We start from the raw sequence: 25,843 nt of genomic DNA, 5'->3' as shown, positions 1-25,843 counted from the left end.
CTCGATTGATGTTATTATGTCCCGTCCATTGCCTCTCCAATCCAATATGTAAAAAGTCCCTGCTCAGTCGAGACAGGGGCACTTGTGATTTATTTAGGTTGTTGATACATGAGCTCTTTCATTAACGCTTTTTGCACATGCAGGCGATTTTCTGCTTGCTGGAATACTTTAGAGTGTGGTCCATCAATGATATCAGCCGTCACTTCTTCTCCGCGGTGTGCCGGCAGACAATGAAGGAAGATATAATCTGCTGCTGCATGTTGCATGAGTTCCTCATTGACTTGATATTCTTTAAATTCAGCTAGACGTTTCTCTGTTTCAGCTTCCTGTCCCATGCTTGTAAATACGTCTGAATAAATGACATCTGCATCCTGAACAGCAGCTATTGGATCTGTTGTGACGATGACTTCTGCGCCTGATTGTTTTGCAAACGCCTGGGCAGTGTCTGTCACCTCTTGAAGAGGTTCATAGCCTTTTGGTGATGCAACGGCAATGTCACAGCCTAACTGCGCGCAGCCAACCATTAAGGAATGAGCCACATTATTCCCATCACCGATGTACGCCACTTTCACACCTTTTAGTGTGCCTTTTGCTTCTTTAATCGTCAGTAAATCAGCCAGTGCCTGACATGGATGAGAGTAGTCCGTTAGTCCGTTGATCACTGGAATAGAGGCGTATTTTGCAAGTTCTTCTACCTTCTCATGTTCAAAGGTTCGAATCATAATGCCATCTACATACCCAGACAGCACCTGCGCTGTATCACCAATCGTTTCTCCTCTGCCAATTTGCAGATCATTTGAGCTGAGGAAGAGCGCATGTCCGCCTAGCTGCGTCATGCCCGCTTCAAACGAGACACGGGTTCTAGTTGAAGATTTTTCAAAGATCATCGCTAATGTTTTTCCTTTGAATAAATCTTGATATGGATGTTGTTTCATTTCTTCTGCTTTTTCAATTAAGTACGCAATGTCATTGATCGAAAAGTCTTTTAACGATAAAAAGTCTTTTCCGTATAATGCCGGTTGCACGTCGACTTGGCTCATGCCGTCACTTCCTTTTTATATAATTCGTGGAGAGATACTGGTGATACATCTCCATCTTTTCCTTGCAGGAACGCTTGCGCCGTTTCATATTCGGTTAGAACTTGAACACCATGTGTGAGTGCTTTTACACGCTGTTCTTTTGCCTCTTCATCATCACCTAAATGAATGTGAAGCGATTTATCGTCTTGTTGCAGCCACGATTCAAAGTTGCCAGTCCAGACGTCAAAGCCTGCTCGTTTTGCTTCATCTACGAATAATTCACTGCCTTGTATAAAGAGGCTTCCTTTCTGTTTCCAGATCGGTGCAAACACTTTTTTCAAGGCGCTTTCGACGTTCTTTCCTACACACATTCCTTCACCCGTCGCCTTCATTTCAGGTGTGAGCTTTAAATCGATATCTTGAATGGCATGTGAGGAGAAGACCGGGAATTTAACAGCTGTGCCCCCCTTATTCTTCGTTGCTGGTTTCAATTCTTCAAGCGTTGCACCAGCTAACAGCTGAGTCGCCATTGGGATCATGTCAACACCCATGACTTTACTTACAACTGGAACAGTCCGGCTTGCCCGAGGATTCACCTCTAATACGAGCGCCTGGTTCCCTTTCATCACAAATTGAATATTCATGATGCCTTTAAAAGCTAATTTTTTTGCGATTTGTTCAGAAGCGCTATACACCTGCTGTTTGATGTCTTCACTGATAGAGACACTTGGTAAGATAGCAAAGCTGTCACCTGAGTGTACGCCCGCTTTTTCAATATGCTCAACAATTGTTGGAATGAATGTCGTTTGTCCGTCTGAAATGAGATCCACTTCCACTTCTTTTCCAGTGACGTACTCATCAATTAAGATCGGATAAGGTAAATGATCTGGCTGATCAAGTAGTGATGCCAATTGAGTTTCTGTATGGACAACGATCATGCCCATTCCCCCAATGACATATGATGGTCGAATAAGAACAGGGTACCCGATGCTTGCAGCATGCTCCAGTGCTTCTTCTTTTGAATGAGCCGTATCTCCTTTTGCATGAGGAAGATTCAGTTCATCAAGAAGCTGATAGAATAAATCACGATCTTCTAATGCATCTAGTGTGTCAAAGGACGTGCCTAACAAGGTAACGCCGGCTTTTTCTAATCCTTCCGCCACATTGATTGCTGTCTGTCCGCCAAATTGAACGATAACAAAATCAATTTGCTCCGCTTCAACTACGTTTAAAATATGCTCTAACGTAATAGGCTCAAAGTATAAACGATCTGCAATCTCATAATCGGTACTAACCGTTTCTGGATTGTTGTTCATCATGATGGTTTCAAATCCAAGCTTTTGTAAAGTCAGAACGCCATGAACGGCACTATAATCAAACTCGACTCCCTGCCCAATTCGAATCGGACCTGAGCCAATGATGAGTGCACGCTGCTTTGTTTTCTCTTGATGTTCTCCATCACTTTTGCCAAAGTACGTAGAATAGAAATAATTCGTTTTTGCATCGAATTCAGCTGCACATGTATCGACAATTTTAAATGAAGCAGCAATGCCATACTCTTGGCGAAGCTGTCTGATATCTTGTTCACTGCGATCCGTCAGATAAGCGATTGTTTCATCAAGGAAGCCTTTTTCCTTCACCTTTTTTAAGATGTCTTTGGATAGTATCCCCTGATGATTCTTCAATTCTTGTTCGAGTGTGATCATATTCTTGAAGACATGTAAGAAAAACAGATCAATCTTTGTCGTGTCATGAATCGTTTCAACGGTTTCTTGTCTGGAAAGCAGTTCCATGACAGCGAAGAAACGGCGATCATCGGGTGTTTTGATTAATTCAAATAATTGTTCAGTCGAATGTTCTTTCAGTTCAGGTAAGTGGAAGCCCTTTGTTTTGATTTCAAGTGATGCGACTGCTTTTTGAATGGCAGATTCTAAATTACGGTCAATGGCCATGACTTCACCAGTCGCCTTCATTTTTGTGCCTAATTTGCGGTCTGCATGTTTAAATTTATCGAACGGCCAGCGTGGGAATTTCACCACGACATAATCGAGTGCCGGCTCAAAGCTAGCATAAGTTGTTCCTGTGAGCGGGTTCTTCAATTCATCTAATGTGTAACCGACCGCAAGTTTTGCCGCCATTTTGGCAATCGGATAGCCTGTTGCTTTTGATGCAAGAGCAGAAGACCGGCTGACCCGAGGGTTGACCTCAATGACAAAATATTCTTTGCTGAGTGGATCGAGAGCGAATTGGATATTACAGCCGCCAACGACATCAAGCGCTGAAATAATTTTTAAGCTAGCTGAGCGGAGCATTTGATAATCCTGATCCGTTAATGTCTGTGACGGTGCAACGACAATCGAGTCACCTGTATGCACACCAACTGGATCGATATTTTCCATGTTACATACAGTGATACACGTATTTTGACGATCTCTCATGACCTCATACTCGACTTCTTTAAAGCCAGCAATGCTTTTTTCAACTAAGCACTGATGAATCGGACTCGCTAGAAGAGCACCTTCAATCAGCGGTTTAAAAGCCTCTTCAGTTAAAGCGATGCCTCCCCCTTTACCACCAAGTGTGTAGGCTGGTCGAAGAATGACAGGAAAGCCCACTTCTTTTGCAAATTGAAGGGCGTCTTTCGCATTATCCACAATTTCACTTTCTGGTACAGGTTCATTCAAATGCTTCATGAGAGCACGGAATTTCTCACGATCTTCACCGTTTTCAATTGTTTCAACTGACGTTCCGAGCAGTTTTACCCCATGCTTTTTCAGCACACCGGCTTTTTCCAGCTCGACAGCAAGGTTTAAAGCCGTCTGTCCGCCAAGATTGGCTAAAAGACCATCTGGTTTCTCTTTTTCAATGATTCTTGTCACTGAATCAACTGAAAGCGGTTCAAAATAAATTTCATCAGCAAATGACTCGTCTGTCATAATAGTTGCTGGGTTGTTATTCACTAAGATGACGTTGTAGCCTTCTTCTTTTAAGGCCATACAACCTTGTGTTCCTGAGTAATCAAATTCTGCTGCCTGACCAATGATGATTGGACCAGACCCGATGACTAGAATGGTTTGTATGCTTTGATCTTTAGGCATGTGCGACTTCTCTCCTTGCTTGTTTCACTTTCTCAATAAAATCATCGAATACCCATTCACTTTCTGCAGGGCCTGGGTGTGCTTCTGGATGAAATTGAACGGACATAATCAGCTTCTCTTTATGAATGAATCCTTCAACAGATCCGTCATTCACGTGGAGGAATTTGACGTCCACTTCTTTGTCATTCATGCTTTTTTCATTGACCACATAGCTATGATTTTGGCTTGTCATAAAGACACGTTTTGATTCTGTATCTTGTACAGGATGATTCGCCCCGCGGTGGCCAAAAGGAAGCTTATACGTATCCCCGCCAAGCGCAAGAGCAATTAATTGATGACCTAAGCAAATGCCTAGTGTCGGGAAGGTCATCATGATGTCATGAATGGTTTTTAAATATGGCTTCATTGTTTTTGGATCTCCAGGTCCATTTGACAAAAGGATCGCATCTGGCTTGATATCAAATACCTTTTCCATTTGTTTGTACGGAATCACTGTGACTTTACAGCCGCGCGCTTCGAGTGAGTCCGCAATTGATTTTTTAAAGCCAAAATCAATGAGCGCTACATGTTCCTCACCGCTGCCTTGTGTGTATACTTCATCTTCTGTAACCTGCTCAATCACATTGTCTTGCTTCATTGCAGGCGGCGTTTCATTTTCGTCTAAACTAAGTACTGCATTCATCGTTCCATTTGCACGAATGTTCTGCACGACTGCGCGAGTATCTGTATGTGTAAGAAGCGGAATGTTCCACTTCTGTAAATAATCTTTTAAGCTTACGGCTGCAAGGTGATGAGAAAAATGGTCAGCTGCCTCATAGACAACGACCGCTTTTACTTGTGGTTTTTTGCTCTCAAAGTCTTCATGATTGATCCCGTAATTTCCGATGAGTGGATATGTGAAAACAATGATTTGTCCTTTATAAGAAGGATCTGTGAGCACCTCTTGATAACCTGTCATCCCTGTAAAAAAGACCACTTCACCTGTCATGCCAGCTTCTCCTGTCAGATCTCCTTCAAAAGAGGCTCCATCTTCTAAATTTAAATAACCTTTCATGCTTGTGTCACCCCATATTGAATAATTAATAATATAAATGCATATTTATGCGTTTTGGTGCAAAAAAATTTAGACCGCTACTGTTTCATTTGCTAACACTTGAATGATCGCTTCTATCGCTTGATCCAATTCAACTTTTTTGACATTCAGCGGAGGTAACAAACGAATGACATTCGGACCAGCTGGAAGCACCAGCAAACCTTGCTCTCGAAGGGCTGTGATGTAATCACCTACTGGCTGATGACACTCAATCCCTGCCATTAATCCTTTGCCCCGTACTTCTTTCACAATATTCAGCTGTTTGACTTCTTGCAGTCTCTTTAAGAGATACGCACCCTTTTCTTTCACTTCTGAAAAAAAGTCTTCTTTGAATATCACATCAAGAGTTGCGTTCACAGCTGACATAGCGAGCATGTTGCCACCAAATGTTGTACCATGAGAACCTGGAGTAAATGCATCTCCTAAAGCTTTTTTCCCTATCACTGCACCGACTGGAAACCCATTTCCTAAACCTTTTGCGGCTGAAATAATATCAGGATCAAGTCCCGATTGCTCATAGGCAAATGCTGTCCCTGTGCGCCCAATACCCGTTTGGATTTCATCTACAATCAGCAGCGCTTGATGTTTTTTGCAAAACGCTTGAACGGCTTCTAGAAATTCAGCTGTAGCTGGATTCACTCCACCTTCACCTTGCACCACTTCCAGCATGACCGCTGCGACATCATCGATTTCACACGCTGTGATCGCTTCAGGGTCATTAAACGGTACATAATGAAAGCCTTCCAGCATCGGTCCAAAACCAGTTTTGATTTTATCTTGACCTGTGGCAGCCATACCAGCATACGTGCGCCCATGGAAAGAGTGCAAAAACGTCACAATATTTGTTTTACCTGTTGCTTTTCGGGCCAATTTGATAGCCCCTTCATTCGCTTCAGCCCCGCTGTTGCAGAAAAAGACGAGATCCCCTGAACTGTTGGCTGCCAGCTTTTCCGCTGCTTTTTCTTGCAGTCCATTTTCAAATAGATTTGATACATGCCAGACCTCGTCAAGCTGCTTCTTGATGGCTTGATTGACCTTTGGATGATTGTGACCTAAATTCGTGACCGCAATGCCTTGTATAAAGTCTAAATATTTTTTCCCAGTTGTATCCACTGCCCAAGAACCTTCTGCCTCTTTAATTTCAACATTCCACCGTCCGTACGTTTGAAAGAGATGACTCACAGGACCGCCTCCTTTTGTTTTACAATTCGAGTTCCTTTAAAGGTATCTCCTGTAAAAATACTGCCTTTTCCATTCACAATCATGACTTCATCCACATCTCCTGATAAAGCACTTAGCGCAGATTGCACTTTTGGAATCATTCCCCCGGAAATAATGCCTTCATCGATGAGCTTGAGAGCTTCTTGTTCGGTGACAACGTCTAACAGCTCACCATTTTTTAAAATTCCTTCCACATCTGTGACAAACATGAGCTTATCAGCTTTCATAGCTCCTGCGACTGCTGATGCTGCAAGATCAGCATTTACATTTAACGTTTGGCATTCTTCGGTCATAGATAGCGGCGCAATGACGGGAATGAATTGTTTCTCCATTAGTGCTTCTGCCATCTCTGGATTGACTTCTTTGATTTCGCCAACGTACCCATATACATCTTGATCGAGAAAATCGGCGACAAGCATCTGTCCATCTTTACCAGATACACCGACAGATGATATATCATGCTTTGCCAGCTCTGAAACAAAGTATTTATTCACCGTTCCTGAAAGGACCATTTCGGCTACCTCTAACACCGGCTTTGTTGTTTTGCGCTGTCCATCTACAAATTCCGTTTTCACTTCTAATTTTTGCAGCATGCTCGTGATTTCAGGACCTCCGCCATGTACGATAGCCAGTTTAAATCCAGCAGCTTGAAGTGAGCGGACATTTTCATAAAAGGTATCGGAAAGTTCTCGAATGACACTGCCTCCACACTTGAACACGATCGTTTTATCCATGTCTATCTCCTTCATTATGTGCGATAGCTCGCGTTAATTTTCACATAATCATAGGTAAGGTCACAGCCCCATGCTGCCGCTTCACCATTTCCTTCATTCATTTGAATGAAAATCGTAATCTCATCCTGTTCTAGATACGCTTTTGCTTCCTCTTCTGAGAAAGACTGAGGTTCATTATGTTTAAACAGACATTGCCCGCCTAAGTAAACTTCAACCTCTTCTGGCGTGACAGAAGCTGCGCTATGACCGATCGCTCCGACAATCCGGCCCCAGTTGGCGTCCGTGCCGTATACGGCTGTTTTCACAAGACTTGAACCTACGATTTTTTTTGCAATAATACCAGCTTCTAAGTTGTTTTTAGCACCAACGACTTTCGCTTCGATTAATTTGGTTGCGCCTTCTCCGTCTCTTGCAATCTCTTTTGCTAGATCTTCACAGGCTAGTTTTAATCCTTCTTTAAACAATGGCCATTCTGGATGTTCTTCATTCAGTGCCTGGTTTTCTGCCATTCCATTTGCCATCACAAGCACCATATCGTTAGTTGATGTTTCTCCATCGACGGTAATTTGATTAAACGTCACATCTGTAATGTCACGAAGAGCATTTTGCAAAGCTTCTTGTTCGACATTTGCATCGGTTGTGACAAACCCGAGCATTGTGGCCATGTTCGGATGAATCATACCAGAGCCCTTTGCTGCACCAGAAATGAGAATCTCTTTCCCGTCTATCGTCAAGGAGTATGTTGTATTTTTAATGACTGTATCTGTTGTTAAAATCGCTTCTTCAAAGTGGCCATTTCCTGCTTTTGCTTCTTTTAGCTGAGCGATGCCTGTTTTGATTTTATCCATATCCAGACACTCTCCAATGACACCAGTAGAAGAAACGGCAATGTAATCAGGCTCTGTGCCTAACATGTCTGCACAGGCTGCCTGCATGTCGTATGCATCTTTTAATCCCTGCTCACCTGTGCATGCGTTGGCGATCGCACTATTGACAATGACACCTTTTAGTTTGCCCGTCTTTTTTAAGCTTTTTTGTGTCACTTGTAAAGGAGCAGCTTGAAAGTGACTTTGAGTGTATACCGCTGCACTCGCTGCTGGTACTTCACTGATGATCAAGCCAAGGTCTTTTTTTGAATAGCGTAATCCTATATGAATCCCCTTTGCTTCAAAACCTTTTGGTGATGATACGTCCCCGTCAATTTTGACTATACTTTTTTCATTCAATTCGATCATGTTTGTTGTCTCCCCTGTTCTTATGGATAGAGAGGTGTCATTGTGAGGCCCGCCTCTTCATGTAAGCCTTTGATGATGTTGAAGTTTTGAACCGCTTGGCCGGCTGCGCCTTTCATGAGATTATCTATGACAGATACAATCGTCAGTCTGCCTGTTCGCTCATCTAAATGAAAACCAATGTCACAGAAGTTACTGCCGTATACTTCTTTTGTTTGCGGATATACCCCATGATCTCTCACTCTTACAAAATAGGAATCTTCATAAAAGTCCTTCATCCGTTTCATTAATTCTTCTTTTGTGACATCTGATTTCAATTGTGTATACATCGTCGCCATAATCCCTCTTGTCATCGGGACAAGGTGTGTTGAAAATGTGATGTTCGCCGTTTGCGGGTTCCATTCTCTAAGTACTTGTTCTATTTCAGGTGTGTGCTGATGTTCATTCACCTTATAAATTTTAAAGTTATCGTTCAGCTCTGAAAAATGTGTGCCAAGTGAGGCTGATCGCCCCGCACCGGACACCCCGGTTTTTGCATCTATAATGATCATAGATTCATCGATGAGATTCTGTTTCATCAGCGGTGCTAAACCTAGAAGAACTGCAGTAGGAAAGCAACCGGGGTTTGCAATGACTTCCGCTTGCTTAATGGTTTCACGATTCAATTCAGATAATCCGTATACAGCTTGTTGAACTGATGCTTCATCAGCTGCCCTTCGTTTATACCACGCTTCATAGATGGCCCCATCTTGAATGCGCAAGTCACCTGATAAATCAATAATTGGCACCCCTTGATTCATGAGCTTCGGTGTGAGTTCACTTGATACGCCTGCTGGTGTCGCTAAAAACACAGCATCTGTTTCTTGCACAATGGCAGCCGGATCAATGGCTTTTAATGTTTGGTCAGTAATCGTTGTCAGATGCGGATAAGATTGACTGTATAATTGCCCATCACCACTTGATGAATACAATATACATTCCTCCACATGTGGATGTTGCTTAAAGATACGAACTAATTCCGCACCACCGTACCCTGTAGCACCTATAATACCTATTTTCAACGTCAATACACCCTCTTGATCTTTGTGAAATTATTTAACATTATAACATGTATAAAAATTAATTCAATTGTATATTTAATATTTGTTTTCATTTTTTTTCATAAAAAAATCCACATATCTTCGTGAGACATGCGGATTTTATCTATTCATTTTCATCTTGAGGACCAGCAGTGCACTGCATAAATATAATAGGGAACTTGCATAAAAAATCAAATGAATGGTGAAGAAATCAGCAAACAGGCCGCCAAGCATAAAAGGTGCCATAATTGCTGTATTGCTCTTATGAATTTTTATTTAAAGATTGTTTTTTTGCATTCGATTCTAATTCATTTATTTCGCTGACATAATAATCATAGAAATCATTTGTTTTTTTTGTATTAGAACAAATTAAAACTGGCAATTTACTTGATCTCCCTTTTAAGATTCTAGTATCCACTACAATTACTTTGTCATCCATTCGATAAATAGATCTTGAGGGAAATAAATCATGAAAATATAAATATAACTCGCTTTGAGTTGCCTTTTTTCTTTGTTTACTTTTTCTTTCATAGATGTCTTTCCATAAATCCGTTACTCTGTAAATTGTTTGTTTTAATTCATCTGGTAATAAATCATATTGAGCAGCTAAAGCTGGTAAAAATTTAGATTCTGGAGATAACAAAAAAACTCTAATTTTACAATTAGAATTTATTAACTTATTCACAAAGTGATCATGATTCGTTTTTGTCCATGTTTCGCCATAAGTATGAAAAATATCAATTGAATTTTTTGCATTTTTTATGTAATAGCCATAATCAATTTGTGTTACATCTAGAAATGTTTCATTAATTCCCGTGTTTTGAATGTTTTCTTTTAATTTTAATTTATCAAAAATCATTTCTACTAATTTGTCCTTCATAAAGTATTCATTAAATCCAGTAAATACACCCGATATAAGTAATGCAGCTCCCACATTACTTGCAATAGCTTTCCATATAGTATGTGAAGGCAATAACTCCGAAATTAAAAAAAGAACAATACTAACAATAATAGTTAATAGTATTACAATTAAGTTAGATACACTATATCCATTTTTTAGTCTAATAATATGATCACCCCACTTATTAACTTAAAAAACCTAAATTTCCATATATTTCATTATAATTCAATCGACAAAATAAAACCATATAATACATTAAGAAAACTTCTAATAGCATTCAATAATTTGTACAAAAGTAGTACCTACATCAGTTCACATATCCTTAAAAGATTAATTTTTCATAAAAAAACCTGGCATGAGTTCAACTCATACCAGGTCGTATTTACTTATTGAATACCAAGCGCAATTTTTGCGTATCTTGACATTTTGTCACGTGTCCAAGGTGGATTCCAGACGATGTGAACTTCAGTTTCCTTCACTTCAGGCAAGTCGCTCAATGCTTTTTTGACTTCATCGACGATAATTGGTGCAAGGGGACAGCCCATTGATGTTAAAGTCATGGTCACGTCTGCTTTTCCATTCTCATCAAGATCGACATCATAGACAAGTCCAAGGTTGACGATGTCTACGTTTAACTCAGGGTCAATCACCTGTTCTAGGGCGCCTAAAATATTTTCTTTCAATGCTTCATCCATGATATCCACTCCTTTTTCAACTAGTATAACGTACTTTTCCTTTTGGCTAAACGTTTGTGCTTTTCAGGTGTGTCTCAAACCAGTCAATGGTTTCAAACATCGCTTGTCTTGTGACTTTGTGACCCGCCTGCTTATCTGTAATAAACCGAAGAAGCTCCTGATCTTGCTTATATTGGGTTGCCGCTAGCTCGTCATATAACGCTTTTGCATGGCGATATGGGACAACCGGATCGTTTTCTGCATGCCAGAATAACAATGGTCTTTTGTTCAATCGATCTGTTTGCAGCGTTAGATCATAAGGACGCAGAGCGTCTAATTGCTGATTGACTTCTTCGTCCGTGATGTCTTTCATCAACCCTTTGTGACGCATGTCCATGATTTGTGCTTTAAGAAATGTCGTATATGTTGGACTGCCCATCAGGCTCACAGCTGCCTTGATCCAATCATGCTTTGCAAGTGCTCCGAAGGTTGTGATCCCTCCCATAGATGTACCTGCAACACCTATTAGATCGGCTTCAATTAATTGTTTTTCTTGAAAATGTGCCTTAAGTATATCGATTTCATGGATTTCGTTTAGGACGATTTCCCAAAACTTTGATGCCAGTTCCTCTAAGCTGAGGTTTTCTGATCTTACACCATGATAAGCACAGTCAGGTAAGATGACTCTCATTCCTTTTTCCGCCAAATGAAAGGCGAAGTGTAAGTTGTGCTCGCGTGCACTTGTAAATCCATGTATAAAAAATACAAGTGGCAGCGGTTTATCTTTATTTTCAGCTTTTACGATATGTAAAAATGGAATATCGCATGTAATTTGCTCATCAATGGTGATCACAGCCTATGAATCCTCCTTTATCATTCCCGTCTTTGTTTATTTTAACATGTAGACAACGAAGATGTGATAAAGATACACTATAGGTGGAGGCACCCGCACCAGCTGCCTCCTATTACTTACAGATCAAAGGAGATTTTATGGAGACTAAACCTTATCTAATCGCACTTGACCTGGATGGCACGTTATTAAAAGACGATAAAACGATTTCAGCGCGCACACTTGATGTCATTCAAAAAGTGAAAGACAGCGGGCATCATGTCTGTATTTCAACTGGCCGGCCATTTCGTTCCAGCTCTCCTTATTATCAGCAATTGCAGCTCGATTCACCGATTGTGAACTTTAATGGAGCGTTTGTCCATCATCCTCTTGATGAAAAATGGGGCAGATTTCACACATCACTTGATCTTCAAGTCGTGAAACAGCTTGTGGATATTAGTGAGGAATATAAAGTACACAATGTATTAGCTGAAGTGCTAGACGATTTGTATTTCCATTATCATGATGAAAAGCTCATTGATATATTTAATATGAATGCAAACAAAGTGACCGTTGGAGACCTTCGGAACAATCTTGGAGAGAATGTCACAAGCGTCTTAATTCACGCAAAAGAAGAAGACGTCGGAGCGATCCGGAGCTATTTGACAGATGTTCATGCAGAAGTAATTGATCACAGGCGATGGGCCGCTCCGTGGCACGTCATTGAAATCATTAAAACAGGCATGAACAAAGCCGTTGGACTGCAAAAAATCAGTGATTATTACGGGGTGCCTCAGGAACGGATTGTGGCATTCGGAGATGAAGACAATGATTTAGAGATGCTTGAATTTGCTGGATGCGGGGTTGCAATGGGCAACGGGATTGATGCAGTGAAACGCGTCTCAAATGAAGTGACAGATACGAATGAACAAGATGGGATTGCAAAATTCCTAACGAATTACTTTTCGCTTTAATTTTTCCATTCATACATAACAGGTCGAAACGGGCATACTACCGTTAGACAGGTTGTCCTGTCAGCTTGTGTAAAGGGGCGGATTCCGAATGGGTAAAAGAAGCAAATCGAAACGCTTTATACAACAAGGTAAAGATTCAGTCAGTCTACATGACGCACGTTTTCCGTATCGTTCCACACTTGAAGAAGCTGCGGAGGACAGGGGAAATATGAAGACTGATGCTTCTGGAGGTTCATTGTGAGAAACGAACTTTTTGATCAAGCCAAATCATTTACTGAAGAAGCCCTTACTTCTTCATTTCCATCTGGTTTAGAGCGTCAACAAGCAGTTCAGCGAGCTAAAAACGCCGTATCATCTGCATTTGCTAATTCGACAGATGCAGAAAGAAACCAGCTGCATACGTTCCAAGACCTGCTTGATGATCTTTAACGGTAAAAAAGCTGTCCATTTTCTGGACAGCTTTTCTTATTCTCTTATTTCACTTGGAACGTTTTCTTCTCAGTGATTTGCTTTAGCCCTTCTGCTTTTCCTTTAAATGTGACGACCGCTTCATACGTTCCCGGTTCCACACCGTTTGACCACGTATCTTGGAAGTCATATGTTTCATCTGCTTTCAGCACAAAGGATTGGATGGCTTGTGTAAACATACGGTCTTTCGAGTAACGGTATTTTTCATTTCCATCTTCATCGTACACACTCAATTCAAATTTCTGGCTTGTGTTAAACGTGAATTCAATATCTCGATCTGATTCATTTTTTAGTGACATATGAAATTGAACCGAAGAACCTTTTTGGACGGGGTCTACTGTGAGTACAACGGTTTTTTCTCCCATTTGACCGGATACCTCCTTGTCTGGTTCATCCTTTTTTTGTTGCCCACAAGCTGTTAAAACCAATAGAACGAGAAAAAGCACTAACCCTTTTTTCATCTTCTACCCACCTTTTAATCTCGTCTGAAGAATCCAAGAATATTGGTTGTTTGAACAATATTTGTAAAGGCTTTTGGATCGACTTCCTTTATAATTTGTTCAAGTTCATACAGCTCATACCTTGTAATGACAATGACCATCATTTCTTTTTGTTCATTGGTAAATGCCCCTTTTGCCGGAACAGTCGTAATGCCTCTGACCATTTTTCCATAAATGGCTTCTTTGATTTCATCTGCTTTCTTTGTCACAATCATGGCGGTCAGCTTTTCATGTCTCGTATGGATGGCATCAATTACCCTAGTCGTCACATATAATGTGACAAGGGTATATAAAGCTTTCTCCCAACCTTGTAACAATCCTGCTGTAAAAATGATAATTCCGTTTAAAATGAAGAAATACGTGCCGACTGGTTTGTCTTTCCATTTCGCTAAAATCATCGCAATAATGTCAAGGCCGCCTGTAGATGCTCCATATTTCAGTGTGATCCCAATGCCAAGTGCAGAAATGACTCCGCCAAATACAGCATTTAATAAAATATCTTCAGAAACACTTGTCTCTGGTAAAATGCCGAGGAAAATCGTTGTCAGTGCCACACTGATAATGCTATACAAAGTAAAGGAACGACCAACCTTCATCCAGCCTAAAATGCCGACTGGAATGTTTAAAATAAATAATAGGATTCCTGTTGATAAATAAAACGGTGCATATTGATCGATTAAACTGGATAACAGCTGGGCTACCCCTGTAAAACCACTTGCATATACGTCAGCAGGGATTAAAAATAAATTCAGCCCAATCGCATTGAGCAGTGCACCAATGACGACGACGATGAGTTTTTTTGCTTCTCCAATGAACATGTTAGTCATTCCTCCACTTACCATTCTCTCTATGGTTTTCCCTAAAATTTAGAATTTGAACACGAAAAGATGATTTTCTATGATATAGTTAGGCTAAAAAGATGTAAAATATGGTTGATTTTTTAGAAAGAAGGGATTTTGATGACTGTTCATATCATAGCAGACAGTGCTGCTGATCTGCCTCTTTCTTATTATGATGAACAAAACATGACACTCATTCCGCTGCGTGTGTTACTCGGCGAGCAGGAATTTGAGGATTTGATTACCATTGAACCAAAACAAGTATTTGATGCGATGAGACAAGGTGCAAGTCCAAAAACATCACAAGCTTCACCGAACCGGATAAAGGAAGCCTTTGTTTCTGCAGCACAAACCCATACATCCGCTATTTATGTTGCCTTTTCATCAGAGCTTTCAGGTACATACCAAACCGCTGTGATGATGGCAAATGAAGTGAAGGAAGAATACCCTGATTTCGATTTACGGATCATTGATTCTAAATGTGCTTCACTTGGTTATGGGCTAGCTGTCAAACACGCTCAATCACTTGCCATTGACGGAAATACAATACAAGAAATTGAAACGTCTGTAAAGCATTTTTGTGAATCTTTACAACATATTTTTACTGTAGACGATTTATCGTATTTAGCAAGAGGCGGAAGAATCAGTAAAGCGTCCGCATTTGTTGGCGGATTGTTAAGTATTAAACCCATTTTACACGTTGAGGATGGAAAACTGATACCCCTTGAAAAAATTCGTGGCCGTAAAAAATTGTTGAAACGCATTATCGAGCTGATGAAAGAACGCGGATCTGACTGGTCCAGCCAAACTGTTGGCATTAGTCATGGAGATGATCCTGCACTTGCAGAAGAGATGAGACAATTAATCGAAGCCGAATTTCATCCAAAAGAAATCGACATCCAGGTCATCGGCGCGGCTGTCGGGTCCCACTCAGGCCCTAGCACACTTGCCATTTTCTTTACAGGCAGCCCATCATAAAAAGCACCCTTCCCTGAATCATCACGGGAAGGGTGCTTTTCTTATGATAGTTTAAATCGGTGAACGGTTTCGTTTAATCTTGCCGTCATACTCATCAGTTCTTCTACTTGTTTGTTCATTTGATGGAAAGATTGCAGTTGTTCGTTTGCCGAGGCAGAAATTTCTTCGCTGCCCGCTGCCGTTTCTTCTACAACGGCACTAATATTTTCAATCGAGTGCAGCACTTGTCCACCAAGCTCTGTTGATTGAATAATTTGGTCATTTAAGACAGCCATTTCTTTCTTAATATGTTCTGCTTTTGTTTCTATATCTTCAAAGGAGTGTGAGGTTTTGTCCATTGCATCTTGCTGCTGAAGTGATAGCTTGACCCCTTCTTGTACAGTTTGACTAATGGATTGAATGCCTTTTTCAATATGACTCACCATGTCAAAAATTTGTCTTGTTGCACGAGACGATTCATCTGCAAGCTTACGAATTTCGTCTGCTACGACGGCAAACCCTTTGCCAGCTTCTCCTGCTCTTGCCGCTTCAATCGCCGCATTGAGCGAGAGGAGGTTTGTCTGGTCCGCAATATCAGAAACCGTTTTGGCCATTGCGGAGATTCCGCTTGCGTACTGAGTGAATTCTCCTGCTGACTCTTCAATTTGTTTCGTCGCACGTGTATTTTTTTCAATGGCTGCTTTTGTTTCTGTTAACGTGTGTTTTCCGCTTTCCACCGCTTCAATGGCATCCTCTGTACTACGGATGACTGTATGTGATCTTTCGGAATTCTTACGGCCATGTGAATCCATTTTCTCAATCAAACTAACGCCATGCTGAAGGTCTTCTGAAATCGCTTGTGAACCATTCGCCATTTCGTCTGTCGATACAGACACTTGATTGGCCGATTCCATGAGCTTTTTGTTTTCATCATCTAACTGAATCGAGAATGATTCTACTTGGCTTGAGACATGGCTGATTTCTTGAATCAAGCTAATCAGCTGATCCGTCATTTGATTGAACGACTCATTTAAGCCGCCGATTTCATCTTTACGCTTGATGTTCATCCTTTCCACAGCAAGGTTTCCTTCTGCAATCTGTTTTGCTCGGTAAGAAAGGGATTTGATAGGTGTCACAATGGATCTCGTTAAACCAATATTTAAAAAGACGGCGATGACAATCAGCGTGAGGGCTGCAACCGTTGCGCTTGTGATGATCCACTGCACATTGTCTGCCGCCTCCTCTACATGGTATTCATACGCTTCTTGTGCTCTTTTATTCATCGTATGCACGTCGTTTAAAACACCGTCAATTCTGGCAGCCACTCGTCTGGCATCAGAGGCATTTTTTTCACCAATGGCATTGTTTGCTTCTTGCGTCCATGTGTCAAACTTTGAATTTAACCGTGTTAGGGCTTCTTTGTTCATATTTCCTGCGTTTTTGTTTAACGTTTGCAGCTGTTTTTTCGCTGTCGATATATCGTTTTGAACGACCTCTAGCTGTTCATCTGAAAGGGTCATGGAATAATTGGTCATGGCTTGTTCGACACTTTCAAAGCTGGCCTTCGTTTTTTGTACGTTCAGTAAGGTTTGAACTTCTGTTTCGCTTGATGACTGAATCTTTGTCATACTCACAATAATAAAGGCAATTACGCCAACCGCTAAAAGAAGTGAAATGAGTGAGTTGAGCAAAATTTTGATGCGTAAGCTCATGATGCTGCCCCCTCTTCTTTCAGAAGTGTCTGCTTTAGTCCATTTAATTTTTTGGTCAATTTCTCAGCATCTTTGAGCACCCGGATTCTTGCCATATCGATTCCGTCATTACTTAAGTCATAAACGATATGCCCGCTTTTGATGTTGCTGCTTTTGACGAGCTGTTCGCTGAATTGATAGACGACTTCATCAACTTTTTTGACCATAGACGAAATAACGGCTTTTTCAGCTGTATAATACTGATCGCTGTCCACGCCGATTGCATATTTGCCTTGCGTTTGCGCTTCTTTTAATACACCAACACCCGTATAACCAGCTGCGGCATATAAAACATCTGCTTTCTTTTTAATCATTTCTTTCGCTATTTTACTGCCTTTGCCTGCATCACTAAATGTGCCAGCATACGTGGATACAATCTTGATGTTCGGATTGACAGATTTTGCACCTTTTTGATAGCCTTGTTCAAATCGGTGGATCACATCGGCATCGACTCCGCCAACAAAACCAATGACATCACTTTTTGTTGTCATGGCAGCAAGTGCTCCTGCTAAATAGCTGCCCTGCTCTTCTTTAAAAGTCACTGATGTGACATTTTTCAGTTCAGACACAGCATCAATGAGCAAAAATTGCTTTTTCGGATATTTTTTCGCTACCTTTTCTAAGTGCTCTTGCATACTGAAACCTACACCGATAATTAGGTCATTTCCATCTTTCACAAGCTCGGTCAGCCCTTTTTCATATGTATCGGTTTCTTCAATTTCTCTATAATCGAATTCAATGCCAAGCTCATCACGTGCTTTTTCTAAGCCTTTAAATGATGAATCGTTAAATGATTGATCACCAAGACCATCATCCGTCAGCATGACACCAATACGCTTCGTATTTGATACCGGTGGTCCTCCCTGCTGATTGCTGCACGAGGCGAGTACCATGATCATAGCTGCCATCAGAAGTAAAGAAATTTTCACTTTCATCCAAAAACACACTCCTTTTATCATCCTTACCTCTTATTTATCGGATTTGAGAGGCATTGTTTCAATGATAAAGAGAAGGATTTTCAGCTTTTTTTATGACTTTTTTCACTGAAAAAAAACCATTATTTATAACAAAAATAAAAAAAGTGAGCAAATGCTCACTTTTTCTCGTATGTCCATCCTTCTTTTTGGTAAACAAGATCATTTTTCATCAGATGACCTAATGCTCGTTTGAAGGCTGCTTTACTCATTTGAAATCTTTCACGGATATCTTCTGGGTCACTTTTATCCCCGTAAGGCATAGCGCCGTTTCTTGTTCTCATATAGGTTAAAATTTCTTCTGCATCGACAGATAATGCATCCTGTTTTCTAGGAAGCAGAGAAACGTTCACGGTTCCATCCTCTTTCACTGCAATGACGCGTCCAGTCACGGTCGATCCGAGTCTTGGCTCTTCTTTTCGCTCAGTACGATGGATAAATCCTCTGACCCCTGTATCTGTCAGCATAAAAGAACCTGTCGCAATTAAGCGATAAATCGTTCCCGTGATTTCTTTGTTCATTAACGTTTCTGGCGCCTCAGTAAACAATTCACTGATCACATCTTCAGTGGCTGGTTTTGCGAACATTCTCCCGTAACTTGTCACTTTGAGCATACAGTATAGTTTGTCGCCTTTTTTCGGCCACGCTTCCTCAAAAGGCGGGAGGTGTTCAGTTGCAACAAGTGCATCCTTTGACAAACCTATATCGACAAAAGCACCCATATCTTCTACAACGTCTACGACTTCTACCCAGTCGTATGTATGTGCATTGATTTTAGGAATTTTCATCGTCGCTGCCAGTCTTTCCTCATGATCTACATATAAGTAGACCTCTACTTCATCACGATCTCCAATATCCTCTGTCATCTCACTGCGATGTAGGAGAACAGAATCTTCGCCATCTGTTAAAAAGTAGCCGTATTCCATCTCGTTATCTATTTGCAAGGTCAGTTGCTCACCTGGTCTCATGTTCTCTTCCTTCCTATCTGCCCTTAAAAGAGCGTTCGTTCAACTTTTGATTCACTTTATTCTACTATACTTCTGTCATCATGAACATCTCTAGTTCTGTTAGCTAAAGTGGACAAACTGTACTTGAATTATACCGCATATATCTGAACTCTCTTCGATAAAGTTTCTTCTTCCCCTATGGGCATGATAAAATAGACGCAATATCTATAGTTGGAGGTCATATGTGATGGCTAAAGAAAGTTCATTTGATATTGTATCGAAGGTGGAGCTGCCAGAGGTGCAAAACGCCATTCAAGCAGCACTGAAAGAAATTAAAAACCGTTATGATTTTAAAGGAAGTAAAAGTGATATTTCACTAGAAAAAGAAGAACTCGTTCTCATTTCTGATGATGACTTCAAGCTGGAGCAGCTAAAGGATGTCCTTGTGACAAAACTGATTAAACGAAACGTACCGACTAAAAACATTGACTACGGAAAAACAGAACATGCCCTAGGTGGAACCGTTCGCCAGCGTGCAAAGCTGATTAGCGGGATTGATAAGGATAATGCCAAAAAGATCAATGCCTTGATCAAACAATCTGGTATAAAAGTAAAGTCGCAATTTCAAGATGACCAAGTGCGTGTGACAGGAAAAAATAAAGATGATTTACAAGAAGTGATGGCGCTCATGCGCAAGGCAGATTTACCGATTGACGTCCAATTTATAAATTTTCGATAAATTTCAAATTTTCCATTGATTATTTCCGATTTTTTCGTTACAGTTGATGGAAGTTCAATTCATTGACATGTTCATATCGCTTTCTTATCAAGAGAGGCAGAGGGACTGGCCCTGTGAAGCCTCAGCAACCGGTGTAGTAGAAATCTATTTTCTATGACCAAGGTGCTAAATCCAGCAAGCAACTGCTTGGAAGATAAGAAGAAGAATCTCAATACAGCCAAAAAGTCTTCTTCTTATCAGAAGGCTTTTTTTGTTACATAGAAATAAGGAGGAAACCAATGGGCCTATTACAAGACTTACAAAATCGCGTACTGATTGCTGATGGAGCAATGGGAACACTTTTATACTCTTATGGCATTGACCGCTGCTTTGAAGAATTAAATTTATCGAAAGAAGATGAAGTCAAAAGAGTGCACGAAGCATATGTGCAAGCTGGAGCGGACATTATTCAAACGAACACATACGGTGCGAATTATATTAAACTATCTCGCTACGGCTTAGAGGAAGAAACAAAACGCATTAACACAAAAGCTGTACAAATTGCCAAAGCAGCCGCTGGCTCAGCTTATGTCCTCGGAACGATCGGCGGCATTCGAACATTTAACAAAAATGCCTACTCGTTAGACGAGATTAAACGGAGCTTTAGAGAACAGCTCTATCTCCTTTTAAATGAAGAGCCTGATGGGTTACTGCTTGAAACGTATTACGATATTGAAGAAGCAAAGGCCGTTCTTGAGATTGCTCGCAAAGAAACAGCGCTTCCGATTGTCATGAACGTCTCCATGCATGAGCAAGGTGTATTGCAGGACGGTACACCGCTAAAAGACGGTTTATCTGAATTATCCTCACTTGGCGCCGATGTCGTCGGCATTAACTGCCGTTTGGGCCCTTATCATATGATTCAGGCACTTGAAGGTGTTCCTCTTTTGGAAAATTCGCATTTATCTGTCTATCCGAACAGCAGTCTTCCCTCCCTTGAAGAAGGCAGACTCGTCTATGATACAGATAATGATTATTTCCGAAAAAGTGCACTTGAGTTTAGAAATCAGGGCGCACGAATCATTGGGGGCTGCTGCGGAACAACTCCTCAGCATATTAGCGCCATGGCTGAGGCAGTCAAAGATTTAGCACCTATCACCGAAAAAGAAGTGAAAGTATTAAAAGAGGAAATCATTTCCATCCAAGATCAGCGGACAGAACCTGGTCTTGATGAGCTGGCTGTGAAAAAACGTTCGATTATCGTCGAGCTGGACCCGCCGAAGAAGCTGAACTTTGAAAAATTCCTTGTCGCAGCGAACGAATTAAAAAGTGCAGGCATTGATGCCCTCACACTGGCCGATAACTCTCTAGCTACCCCGCGTATTAGCAATGTCGCATGCGGCGCTTTATTAAAACAGCAGCTTGATATGCGTTCACTTGTCCATATCACATGTCGTGATCGCAATTTGATTGGACTCCAATCCCACTTAATGGGGCTGGACACGCTTGGACTAACCGATATTTTAGCCATTACCGGCGATCCGTCTAAAATTGGAGACTTCCCAGGTGCAACGTCTGTGTATGATTTAACCTCCTTTGATTTGATCCGTCTGATTAAACAATTTAACGAGGGACTGTCTTTCTCCGGAAAGCCGCTCGGGAAAAAGACCAATTTTTCAGTGGCTGGTGCGTTTAATCCTAATGTCCGTCATATTGATAAAGCGGTTAAACGCCTCGAGAAGAAAATCGAATACGGTGCCGATTATTTTATCTCTCAACCAGTTTACTCTGAGGAACAGCTTGTCAAGATTCATGAAGAAAGCCGACATTTGGATAAACCGATTTACATCGGTATTATGCCGCTGACAAGCAGCCGAAATGCAGAGTTTATTCATCATGAAATTCCCGGCATTAAATTGTCTGACTCAATTCGTGAGATTATGGCAAAGGCAGGCGAAGATAAAGCAAAGCAGCGGACAGAAGGATTAGCCATTGCCCGTTCTTTATTAGATACAGCCTGTGAATTGTTTAATGGCATTTATTTGATTACCCCTTTCCTTCGATCAGATTTAACAGCAGAACTGACAACTTACATCCATCAGAAAGAAAAGGAGCCAAACACCCATGTCAACTATCACTGAACAGCTCAAAAAGCGCATCCTCGTCCTTGACGGTGCAATGGGCACAATGATTCAAAACGCCGATCTCACAGCAGAGGATTTCGGCAGTGAAGAGTATGAGGGCTGTAACGAATATTTAAACGTCACAGCCCCTCACATTATCTCCACGATCCACCGGCAATATCTTGAGGCAAGTGCTGACCTTATTGAAACGAATACATTCGGTGCGACGAAGCTCGTTCTCGATGAATATGGACTTGGCCACCTCGCCTATGAACTGAATGTAAAAGCGGCTCAGCTGGCTAAACGTGAAGCAGACCGTTTGTCGACACCAGACTGGCCCCGCTTTGTTGTAGGCGCAATGGGGCCCACTACAAAAACATTATCCGTAACAGGTGGCACAACGTTTGAAGAGCTCGTTGCAAATTATGAAGAACAAGCCCGCGGCCTGATTGATGGGAAATGTGATGCTCTTCTTTTAGAAACAAGTCAAGACATGCTGAATGTCAAAGCTGGATTTAAAGGCATTCAAGAAGCCTTTCACACGACCGGTATTGAGCTGCCACTGATGGTGTCAGGGACGATTGAACCAATGGGTACCACTCTTGCAGGCCAAGATATTGAAGCCTTTTATATCTCGCTTGAGCATATGAAACCAATCAGCGTCGGCCTAAACTGTGCAACTGGTCCAGAATTTATGACAGACCATATCCGTACACTCTCCTCCATCTCAAAATCGGCTGTCAGCTGCTATCCAAACGCTGGTCTCCCAGATGAAGAAGGGCAATATCACGAATCCCCTGCTTCGCTGGCTAAAAAAATCGCCGCTTTTGCAAAAGAAGGCTGGTTAAATATCGTCGGCGGCTGCTGCGGTACAACGCCTGCACATATTCAGGCATTATCAGATGAAGTACGTTCGCTTCAGCCCCGCAGCATGACACATGAGTCATCACCGCATACCGTATCAGGAATCGAGCCCCTCATTTATGAAGAAGCGATGCGCCCCCTCTTTGTTGGTGAGCGCACAAATGTCATTGGTTCACGCAAATTCAAACGGCTCATTGCAGAACAAAAGTTTGAAGAGGCAGTAGAAATTGCTCGTGCTCAAGTGAAAAATGGCGCTCACGTCATTGATGTGTGTCTAGCAGACCCTGATCGTGATGAAACAGCAGACATGGAAGGCTTTTTAAAAGAAGCCATGAAAAAAGTAAAAGCTCCCTTTGTCATTGATTCGACCGATAAAGATGTCATCGAAAAAGCACTCATGTATTCACAAGGAAAAGCCATTATTAATTCTATTAATTTAGAGGATGGAGAAGAGCGCTTTGAAGAGATTCTTCCGCTTGTGAAGCTATATGGCGGCGCACTTGTTGTTGGAACAATCGATGAAACAGGAATGGCCGTCACAGCAGACCGCAAACTTGAGATTGCCGTAAGATCCCATGACCTGCTCACGAAAAAGTATGGAATTCCTGCGAGTGACATCATTTTTGACCCGCTTGTCTTTCCAGTAGGTACTGGAGATGAACAGTATATTGGTGCTGCCGAAGAAACGATTAAAGGCATTGAGCGAATCAAAACAGCATTGCCTGAATGTCTCACCATTTTAGGCATCAGTAACGTGTCTTTCGGACTCCCGCCAGTTGGCAGAGAAATATTGAATGCCGTTTATTTGTATCACTGCGTAAAAGCGGGGCTTGATTATGCCATCGTGAATACTGAAAAGCTTGAACGCTTCGCTTCAATTCCAAAGGAAGAAATCAAGCTGGCTGAAACTTTACTCTATGAAACAAATGATCAAACCCTTGCTGAGTTCACACAATTTTATCGCGGGAAAAAGAAAACAGAGAAAAAACCAAAGATCTCCTTATCACTTGATGAAAGACTGGCACTTTATGTCGTCGAAGGGACGAAAGAAGGACTGATTGATGACCTAGCCCTTGCTTTGGACAAATTTGAGTCACCTCTTCATATCATCAATGGACCATTAATGCAGGGAATGTCAGAGGTTGGCCGCCTTTTTAATCAAAACGAATTGATCGTAGCTGAAGTACTTCAATCCGCTGAGGTCATGAAAGCATCTGTTTCATACCTTGAGCAATATATGGAAAAGCAGGACGCAAGCGGCAAAGGGAAGATTCTCCTCGCCACCGTCAAAGGAGATGTCCATGATATAGGGAAAAACCTGGTCGACATCATTTTGAGCAATAATGGCTTTCACGTGGTCGATCTCGGAATCAAAGTAACCCCACAAACATTGATTGAAGCGGTGCAAAAAGAAAAGCCAGATATGATTGGATTATCAGGTTTACTTGTCAAATCAGCACAGCAAATGGTCTTGACCGCTCAAGATTTACAAAAAGCAAACATTTCTGTTCCCATTTTGGTGGGCGGCGCGGCGCTCTCACGGAAGTTTACGAAGATGAAAATTTCGCCTCAATATGATGGCCCCGTCCTTTACGCCAAAGATGCAATGGACGGCCTGTCTTTAGCGAATGAATTAAGAGCGAACCCTCTTCAATTTCAAACAAAACCCTTGGAGGATCAAGAAACACTTCATAAGGAAAAAGAAACAACGCAGCCAAAAGCCGTGATTGAATTACTAGAAAAACGCGCGACACTTCCGGAGGCAGCCATTTTCACACCAGAAAATACGAAACGCCATTATGTACGGGATATTGATTTGCACCACATTATGCCCTATGTCAATGAGCAAATGCTGATCGGCCATCATCTCGGCTTAAAAGGAAAGGTCAAAAAACTATTGGCTGAACAGCATCCAAAAGCATTGGAATTAAAACAGCTGATCACAGATCTTCTTCAAGAAGGCAGAGAGAAAAACTGGTTTGCACCTGCATTTGTCTATCAATTCTTCCCTGCTCATTCAAATGGGAATGATCTGCATATCTATGATCCTGAAGCGCCTGACCGCGTCATTGAGACATTTCAATTTCCAAGACAGGAAAAACTTCCGTACCGGTCTATTTCTGATTATGTGCGGAAAAGCGGAGAGAACGATAAAGATTATATCGCCTTATTTGCAGTGACGGCTGGTGCCCGCATACGAGAGGTTGCGCAGCAATTTAAACAAGAGGGCGACTATTTAAAAATGCATGCTGTCCAAGCTTTAGCACTTGAGCTTGCAGAAGGATTGGCTGAACGAACGCACCAAGTAATTCGTGATAAATGGGGATTCCCAGACCCAGTCGATTTCACGATGGAGAAAAGGTTCCAAGCCAAATATCAAGGTCAGCGCTATTCCTTTGGCTATCCAGCGTGCCCTAATCTAGAAGACCAAGAAAAACTATTCCACCTGCTGCAACCAGAAAAAATCGGGATTCATCTCACAGAAGGGTTTATGATGGAGCCCGAAGCATCCGTTTCAGCCATTGTCGTTTCTCACCCTGAAGCTCGATATTTTAACGTTCACTAACAAAGAATCTCCTGAAATGGAGGTTCTTTCAGATTGTTGAAAAAGGGTTAAAATGAACTTTATTTTAGCCCTTTGTCTTCTTTTCAGCGTGATAGAAAACCTTTGCAGCCCTAGGAAGGACGAGTACTGGCGCGGAGCGAATTTGACATTCGTGAGCACTTGCACGCAGGACTGACAAAGAATGCGAGAGTTTGTCTACACGCTGAGAACCTCCTAGAATGGAGGTTCTTTTTATAAATAACAATGGAATAAATATGAAAAATTACGTTTATTTACCGATAT

Annotated in this window: 22 protein-coding genes, 1 pseudogene and 1 riboswitch; of the genes and pseudogenes, 7 read left to right on the top strand and 16 right to left on the bottom strand. The window is 41.5% G+C overall.

What is annotated here, in order from left to right; translation table 11 throughout:
* Positions 1-89: 89 nt before the first annotated feature.
* The 11 genes and pseudogenes from argF to yjfP all read right to left on the bottom strand — a co-directional run bounded on the left by argF (position 90) and on the right by yjfP (position 11,904).
* Positions 90-1,040 carry an ornithine carbamoyltransferase gene (gene argF / locus NST57_RS05820; RefSeq protein WP_341298230.1) on the bottom strand — a complete coding sequence of 317 codons (951 nt, stop codon included), beginning with the start codon at positions 1,038-1,040 and terminating at the stop codon, positions 90-92.
* Positions 1,037-4,117: a carbamoyl phosphate synthase large subunit gene (locus tag NST57_RS05815; protein WP_341298229.1), complete on the bottom strand. Its 3,081-nt coding sequence runs from the start codon at positions 4,115-4,117 to the stop codon at positions 1,037-1,039. Before NST57_RS05815 ends, argF begins: the two co-directional genes overlap by 4 nt.
* Entirely contained in the window at positions 4,110-5,171 is a 1,062-nt protein-coding gene (locus NST57_RS05810) for a carbamoyl phosphate synthase small subunit (RefSeq protein ID WP_045034690.1), read from the bottom strand. Before NST57_RS05810 ends, NST57_RS05815 begins: the two co-directional genes overlap by 8 nt.
* Before the next feature lie 69 nt (positions 5,172-5,240).
* A complete protein-coding gene (locus tag NST57_RS05805; protein ID WP_341298228.1) occupies positions 5,241-6,392 on the bottom strand; it encodes an acetylornithine transaminase in 1,152 nt (383 codons plus the stop codon).
* Positions 6,389-7,165, bottom strand: coding sequence for an acetylglutamate kinase (gene argB, locus NST57_RS05800; RefSeq protein WP_017360181.1), 777 nt, complete (start codon positions 7,163-7,165; stop codon positions 6,389-6,391). The genes NST57_RS05805 and argB overlap by 4 nt, the downstream gene beginning before the upstream one ends.
* Before the next feature lie 14 nt (positions 7,166-7,179).
* Positions 7,180-8,400, bottom strand: a complete 1,221-nt coding sequence (argJ, locus tag NST57_RS05795; RefSeq protein ID WP_007499060.1) for a bifunctional ornithine acetyltransferase/N-acetylglutamate synthase — start codon at positions 8,398-8,400, stop codon at positions 7,180-7,182.
* A 20-nt stretch (positions 8,401-8,420) separates the two neighbouring features.
* On the bottom strand, positions 8,421-9,458 hold the full coding sequence (gene argC, locus NST57_RS05790; RefSeq protein WP_341298227.1) for an N-acetyl-gamma-glutamyl-phosphate reductase: 1,038 nt from the start codon (positions 9,456-9,458) through the stop codon (positions 8,421-8,423).
* 138 nt (positions 9,459-9,596) lie between these two features.
* Positions 9,597-9,710, bottom strand: a pseudogene (locus NST57_RS05785) (MFS transporter); the annotation flags it as partial.
* A gap of 28 nt (positions 9,711-9,738) precedes the next feature.
* Complete coding sequence (locus tag NST57_RS05780) at positions 9,739-10,449, bottom strand: hypothetical protein (RefSeq protein WP_341298226.1); 711 nt, start codon at positions 10,447-10,449, stop codon at positions 9,739-9,741.
* Positions 10,450-10,763: 314 nt separating this feature from the next.
* On the bottom strand, positions 10,764-11,072 hold the full coding sequence (locus NST57_RS05775) for a metal-sulfur cluster assembly factor (RefSeq protein WP_060595986.1): 309 nt from the start codon (positions 11,070-11,072) through the stop codon (positions 10,764-10,766).
* A gap of 46 nt (positions 11,073-11,118) precedes the next feature.
* Positions 11,119-11,904: an esterase gene (gene yjfP, locus NST57_RS05770; RefSeq protein WP_142154757.1), complete on the bottom strand. Its 786-nt coding sequence runs from the start codon at positions 11,902-11,904 to the stop codon at positions 11,119-11,121.
* 137 nt (positions 11,905-12,041) lie between these two features.
* On the opposite strand from yjfP, the gene NST57_RS05765 reads away from it, so the two are divergent.
* The 3 genes from NST57_RS05765 (at position 12,042) to NST57_RS05755 (ending at position 13,283) form a co-directional block, all read left to right on the top strand.
* Positions 12,042-12,854: a Cof-type HAD-IIB family hydrolase gene (locus NST57_RS05765; protein WP_007499065.1), complete on the top strand. Its 813-nt coding sequence runs from the start codon at positions 12,042-12,044 to the stop codon at positions 12,852-12,854.
* Positions 12,855-12,942: 88 nt separating this feature from the next.
* Positions 12,943-13,095 carry a hypothetical protein gene (locus NST57_RS05760; protein ID WP_008348539.1) on the top strand — a complete coding sequence of 51 codons (153 nt, stop codon included), beginning with the start codon at positions 12,943-12,945 and terminating at the stop codon, positions 13,093-13,095.
* On the top strand, positions 13,092-13,283 hold the full coding sequence (locus NST57_RS05755) for a DUF3813 domain-containing protein (protein WP_008348541.1): 192 nt from the start codon (positions 13,092-13,094) through the stop codon (positions 13,281-13,283). The genes NST57_RS05760 and NST57_RS05755 overlap by 4 nt, the downstream gene beginning before the upstream one ends.
* Before the next feature lie 44 nt (positions 13,284-13,327).
* On the opposite strand, the gene NST57_RS05750 is transcribed toward NST57_RS05755, so the two are convergent.
* Both NST57_RS05750 and NST57_RS05745 read right to left on the bottom strand, forming a co-directional pair.
* Positions 13,328-13,783, bottom strand: coding sequence for a BsuPI-related putative proteinase inhibitor (locus NST57_RS05750; RefSeq protein ID WP_008348542.1), 456 nt, complete (start codon positions 13,781-13,783; stop codon positions 13,328-13,330).
* Between the two features lie 14 nt (positions 13,784-13,797).
* A complete protein-coding gene (locus NST57_RS05745; RefSeq protein WP_025207135.1) occupies positions 13,798-14,640 on the bottom strand; it encodes a YitT family protein in 843 nt (280 codons plus the stop codon).
* A gap of 141 nt (positions 14,641-14,781) precedes the next feature.
* On the opposite strand from NST57_RS05745, the gene NST57_RS05740 reads away from it, so the two are divergent.
* On the top strand, positions 14,782-15,639 hold the full coding sequence (locus NST57_RS05740) for a DegV family protein (protein ID WP_008348544.1): 858 nt from the start codon (positions 14,782-14,784) through the stop codon (positions 15,637-15,639).
* A gap of 41 nt (positions 15,640-15,680) precedes the next feature.
* On the opposite strand, the gene NST57_RS05735 is transcribed toward NST57_RS05740, so the two are convergent.
* From NST57_RS05735 to NST57_RS05725, 3 genes are all read right to left on the bottom strand, one after another.
* Positions 15,681-17,330 (bottom strand): methyl-accepting chemotaxis protein, encoded by a 1,650-nt coding sequence (locus tag NST57_RS05735; protein ID WP_142154753.1) that lies wholly within the window; start codon positions 17,328-17,330, stop codon positions 15,681-15,683.
* Positions 17,327-18,304, bottom strand: coding sequence for a BMP family lipoprotein (locus NST57_RS05730; protein ID WP_341298225.1), 978 nt, complete (start codon positions 18,302-18,304; stop codon positions 17,327-17,329). Before NST57_RS05730 ends, NST57_RS05735 begins: the two co-directional genes overlap by 4 nt.
* 158 nt (positions 18,305-18,462) lie before the next feature.
* Positions 18,463-19,311, bottom strand: coding sequence for a CvfB family protein (locus tag NST57_RS05725; RefSeq protein WP_017360190.1), 849 nt, complete (start codon positions 19,309-19,311; stop codon positions 18,463-18,465).
* A 226-nt stretch (positions 19,312-19,537) separates the two neighbouring features.
* On the opposite strand from NST57_RS05725, the gene NST57_RS05720 reads away from it, so the two are divergent.
* The 3 genes from NST57_RS05720 (at position 19,538) to metH (ending at position 25,561) form a co-directional block, all read left to right on the top strand.
* Positions 19,538-20,029, top strand: coding sequence for a YajQ family cyclic di-GMP-binding protein (locus NST57_RS05720; RefSeq protein ID WP_076821901.1), 492 nt, complete (start codon positions 19,538-19,540; stop codon positions 20,027-20,029).
* Between the two features lie 81 nt (positions 20,030-20,110).
* Positions 20,111-20,229, top strand: a riboswitch (SAM riboswitch).
* A gap of 78 nt (positions 20,230-20,307) precedes the next feature.
* On the top strand, positions 20,308-22,149 hold the full coding sequence (locus tag NST57_RS05715; RefSeq protein WP_142154751.1) for a bifunctional homocysteine S-methyltransferase/methylenetetrahydrofolate reductase: 1,842 nt from the start codon (positions 20,308-20,310) through the stop codon (positions 22,147-22,149).
* Positions 22,133-25,561: a methionine synthase gene (gene metH / locus NST57_RS05710; protein WP_341298224.1), complete on the top strand. Its 3,429-nt coding sequence runs from the start codon at positions 22,133-22,135 to the stop codon at positions 25,559-25,561. Before NST57_RS05715 ends, metH begins: the two co-directional genes overlap by 17 nt.
* Positions 25,562-25,843: the final 282 nt, after the last annotated feature.

Source organism: Bacillus sp. FSL M8-0077, from assembly GCF_038050255.1.
GTDB classification, from domain to species: Bacteria; Bacillota; Bacilli; order Bacillales; family Bacillaceae; genus Bacillus; species Bacillus altitudinis.
Note: the sequence above shows the minus strand (reverse complement) of the source record. Positions and strands in the feature narration are given on the sequence as shown.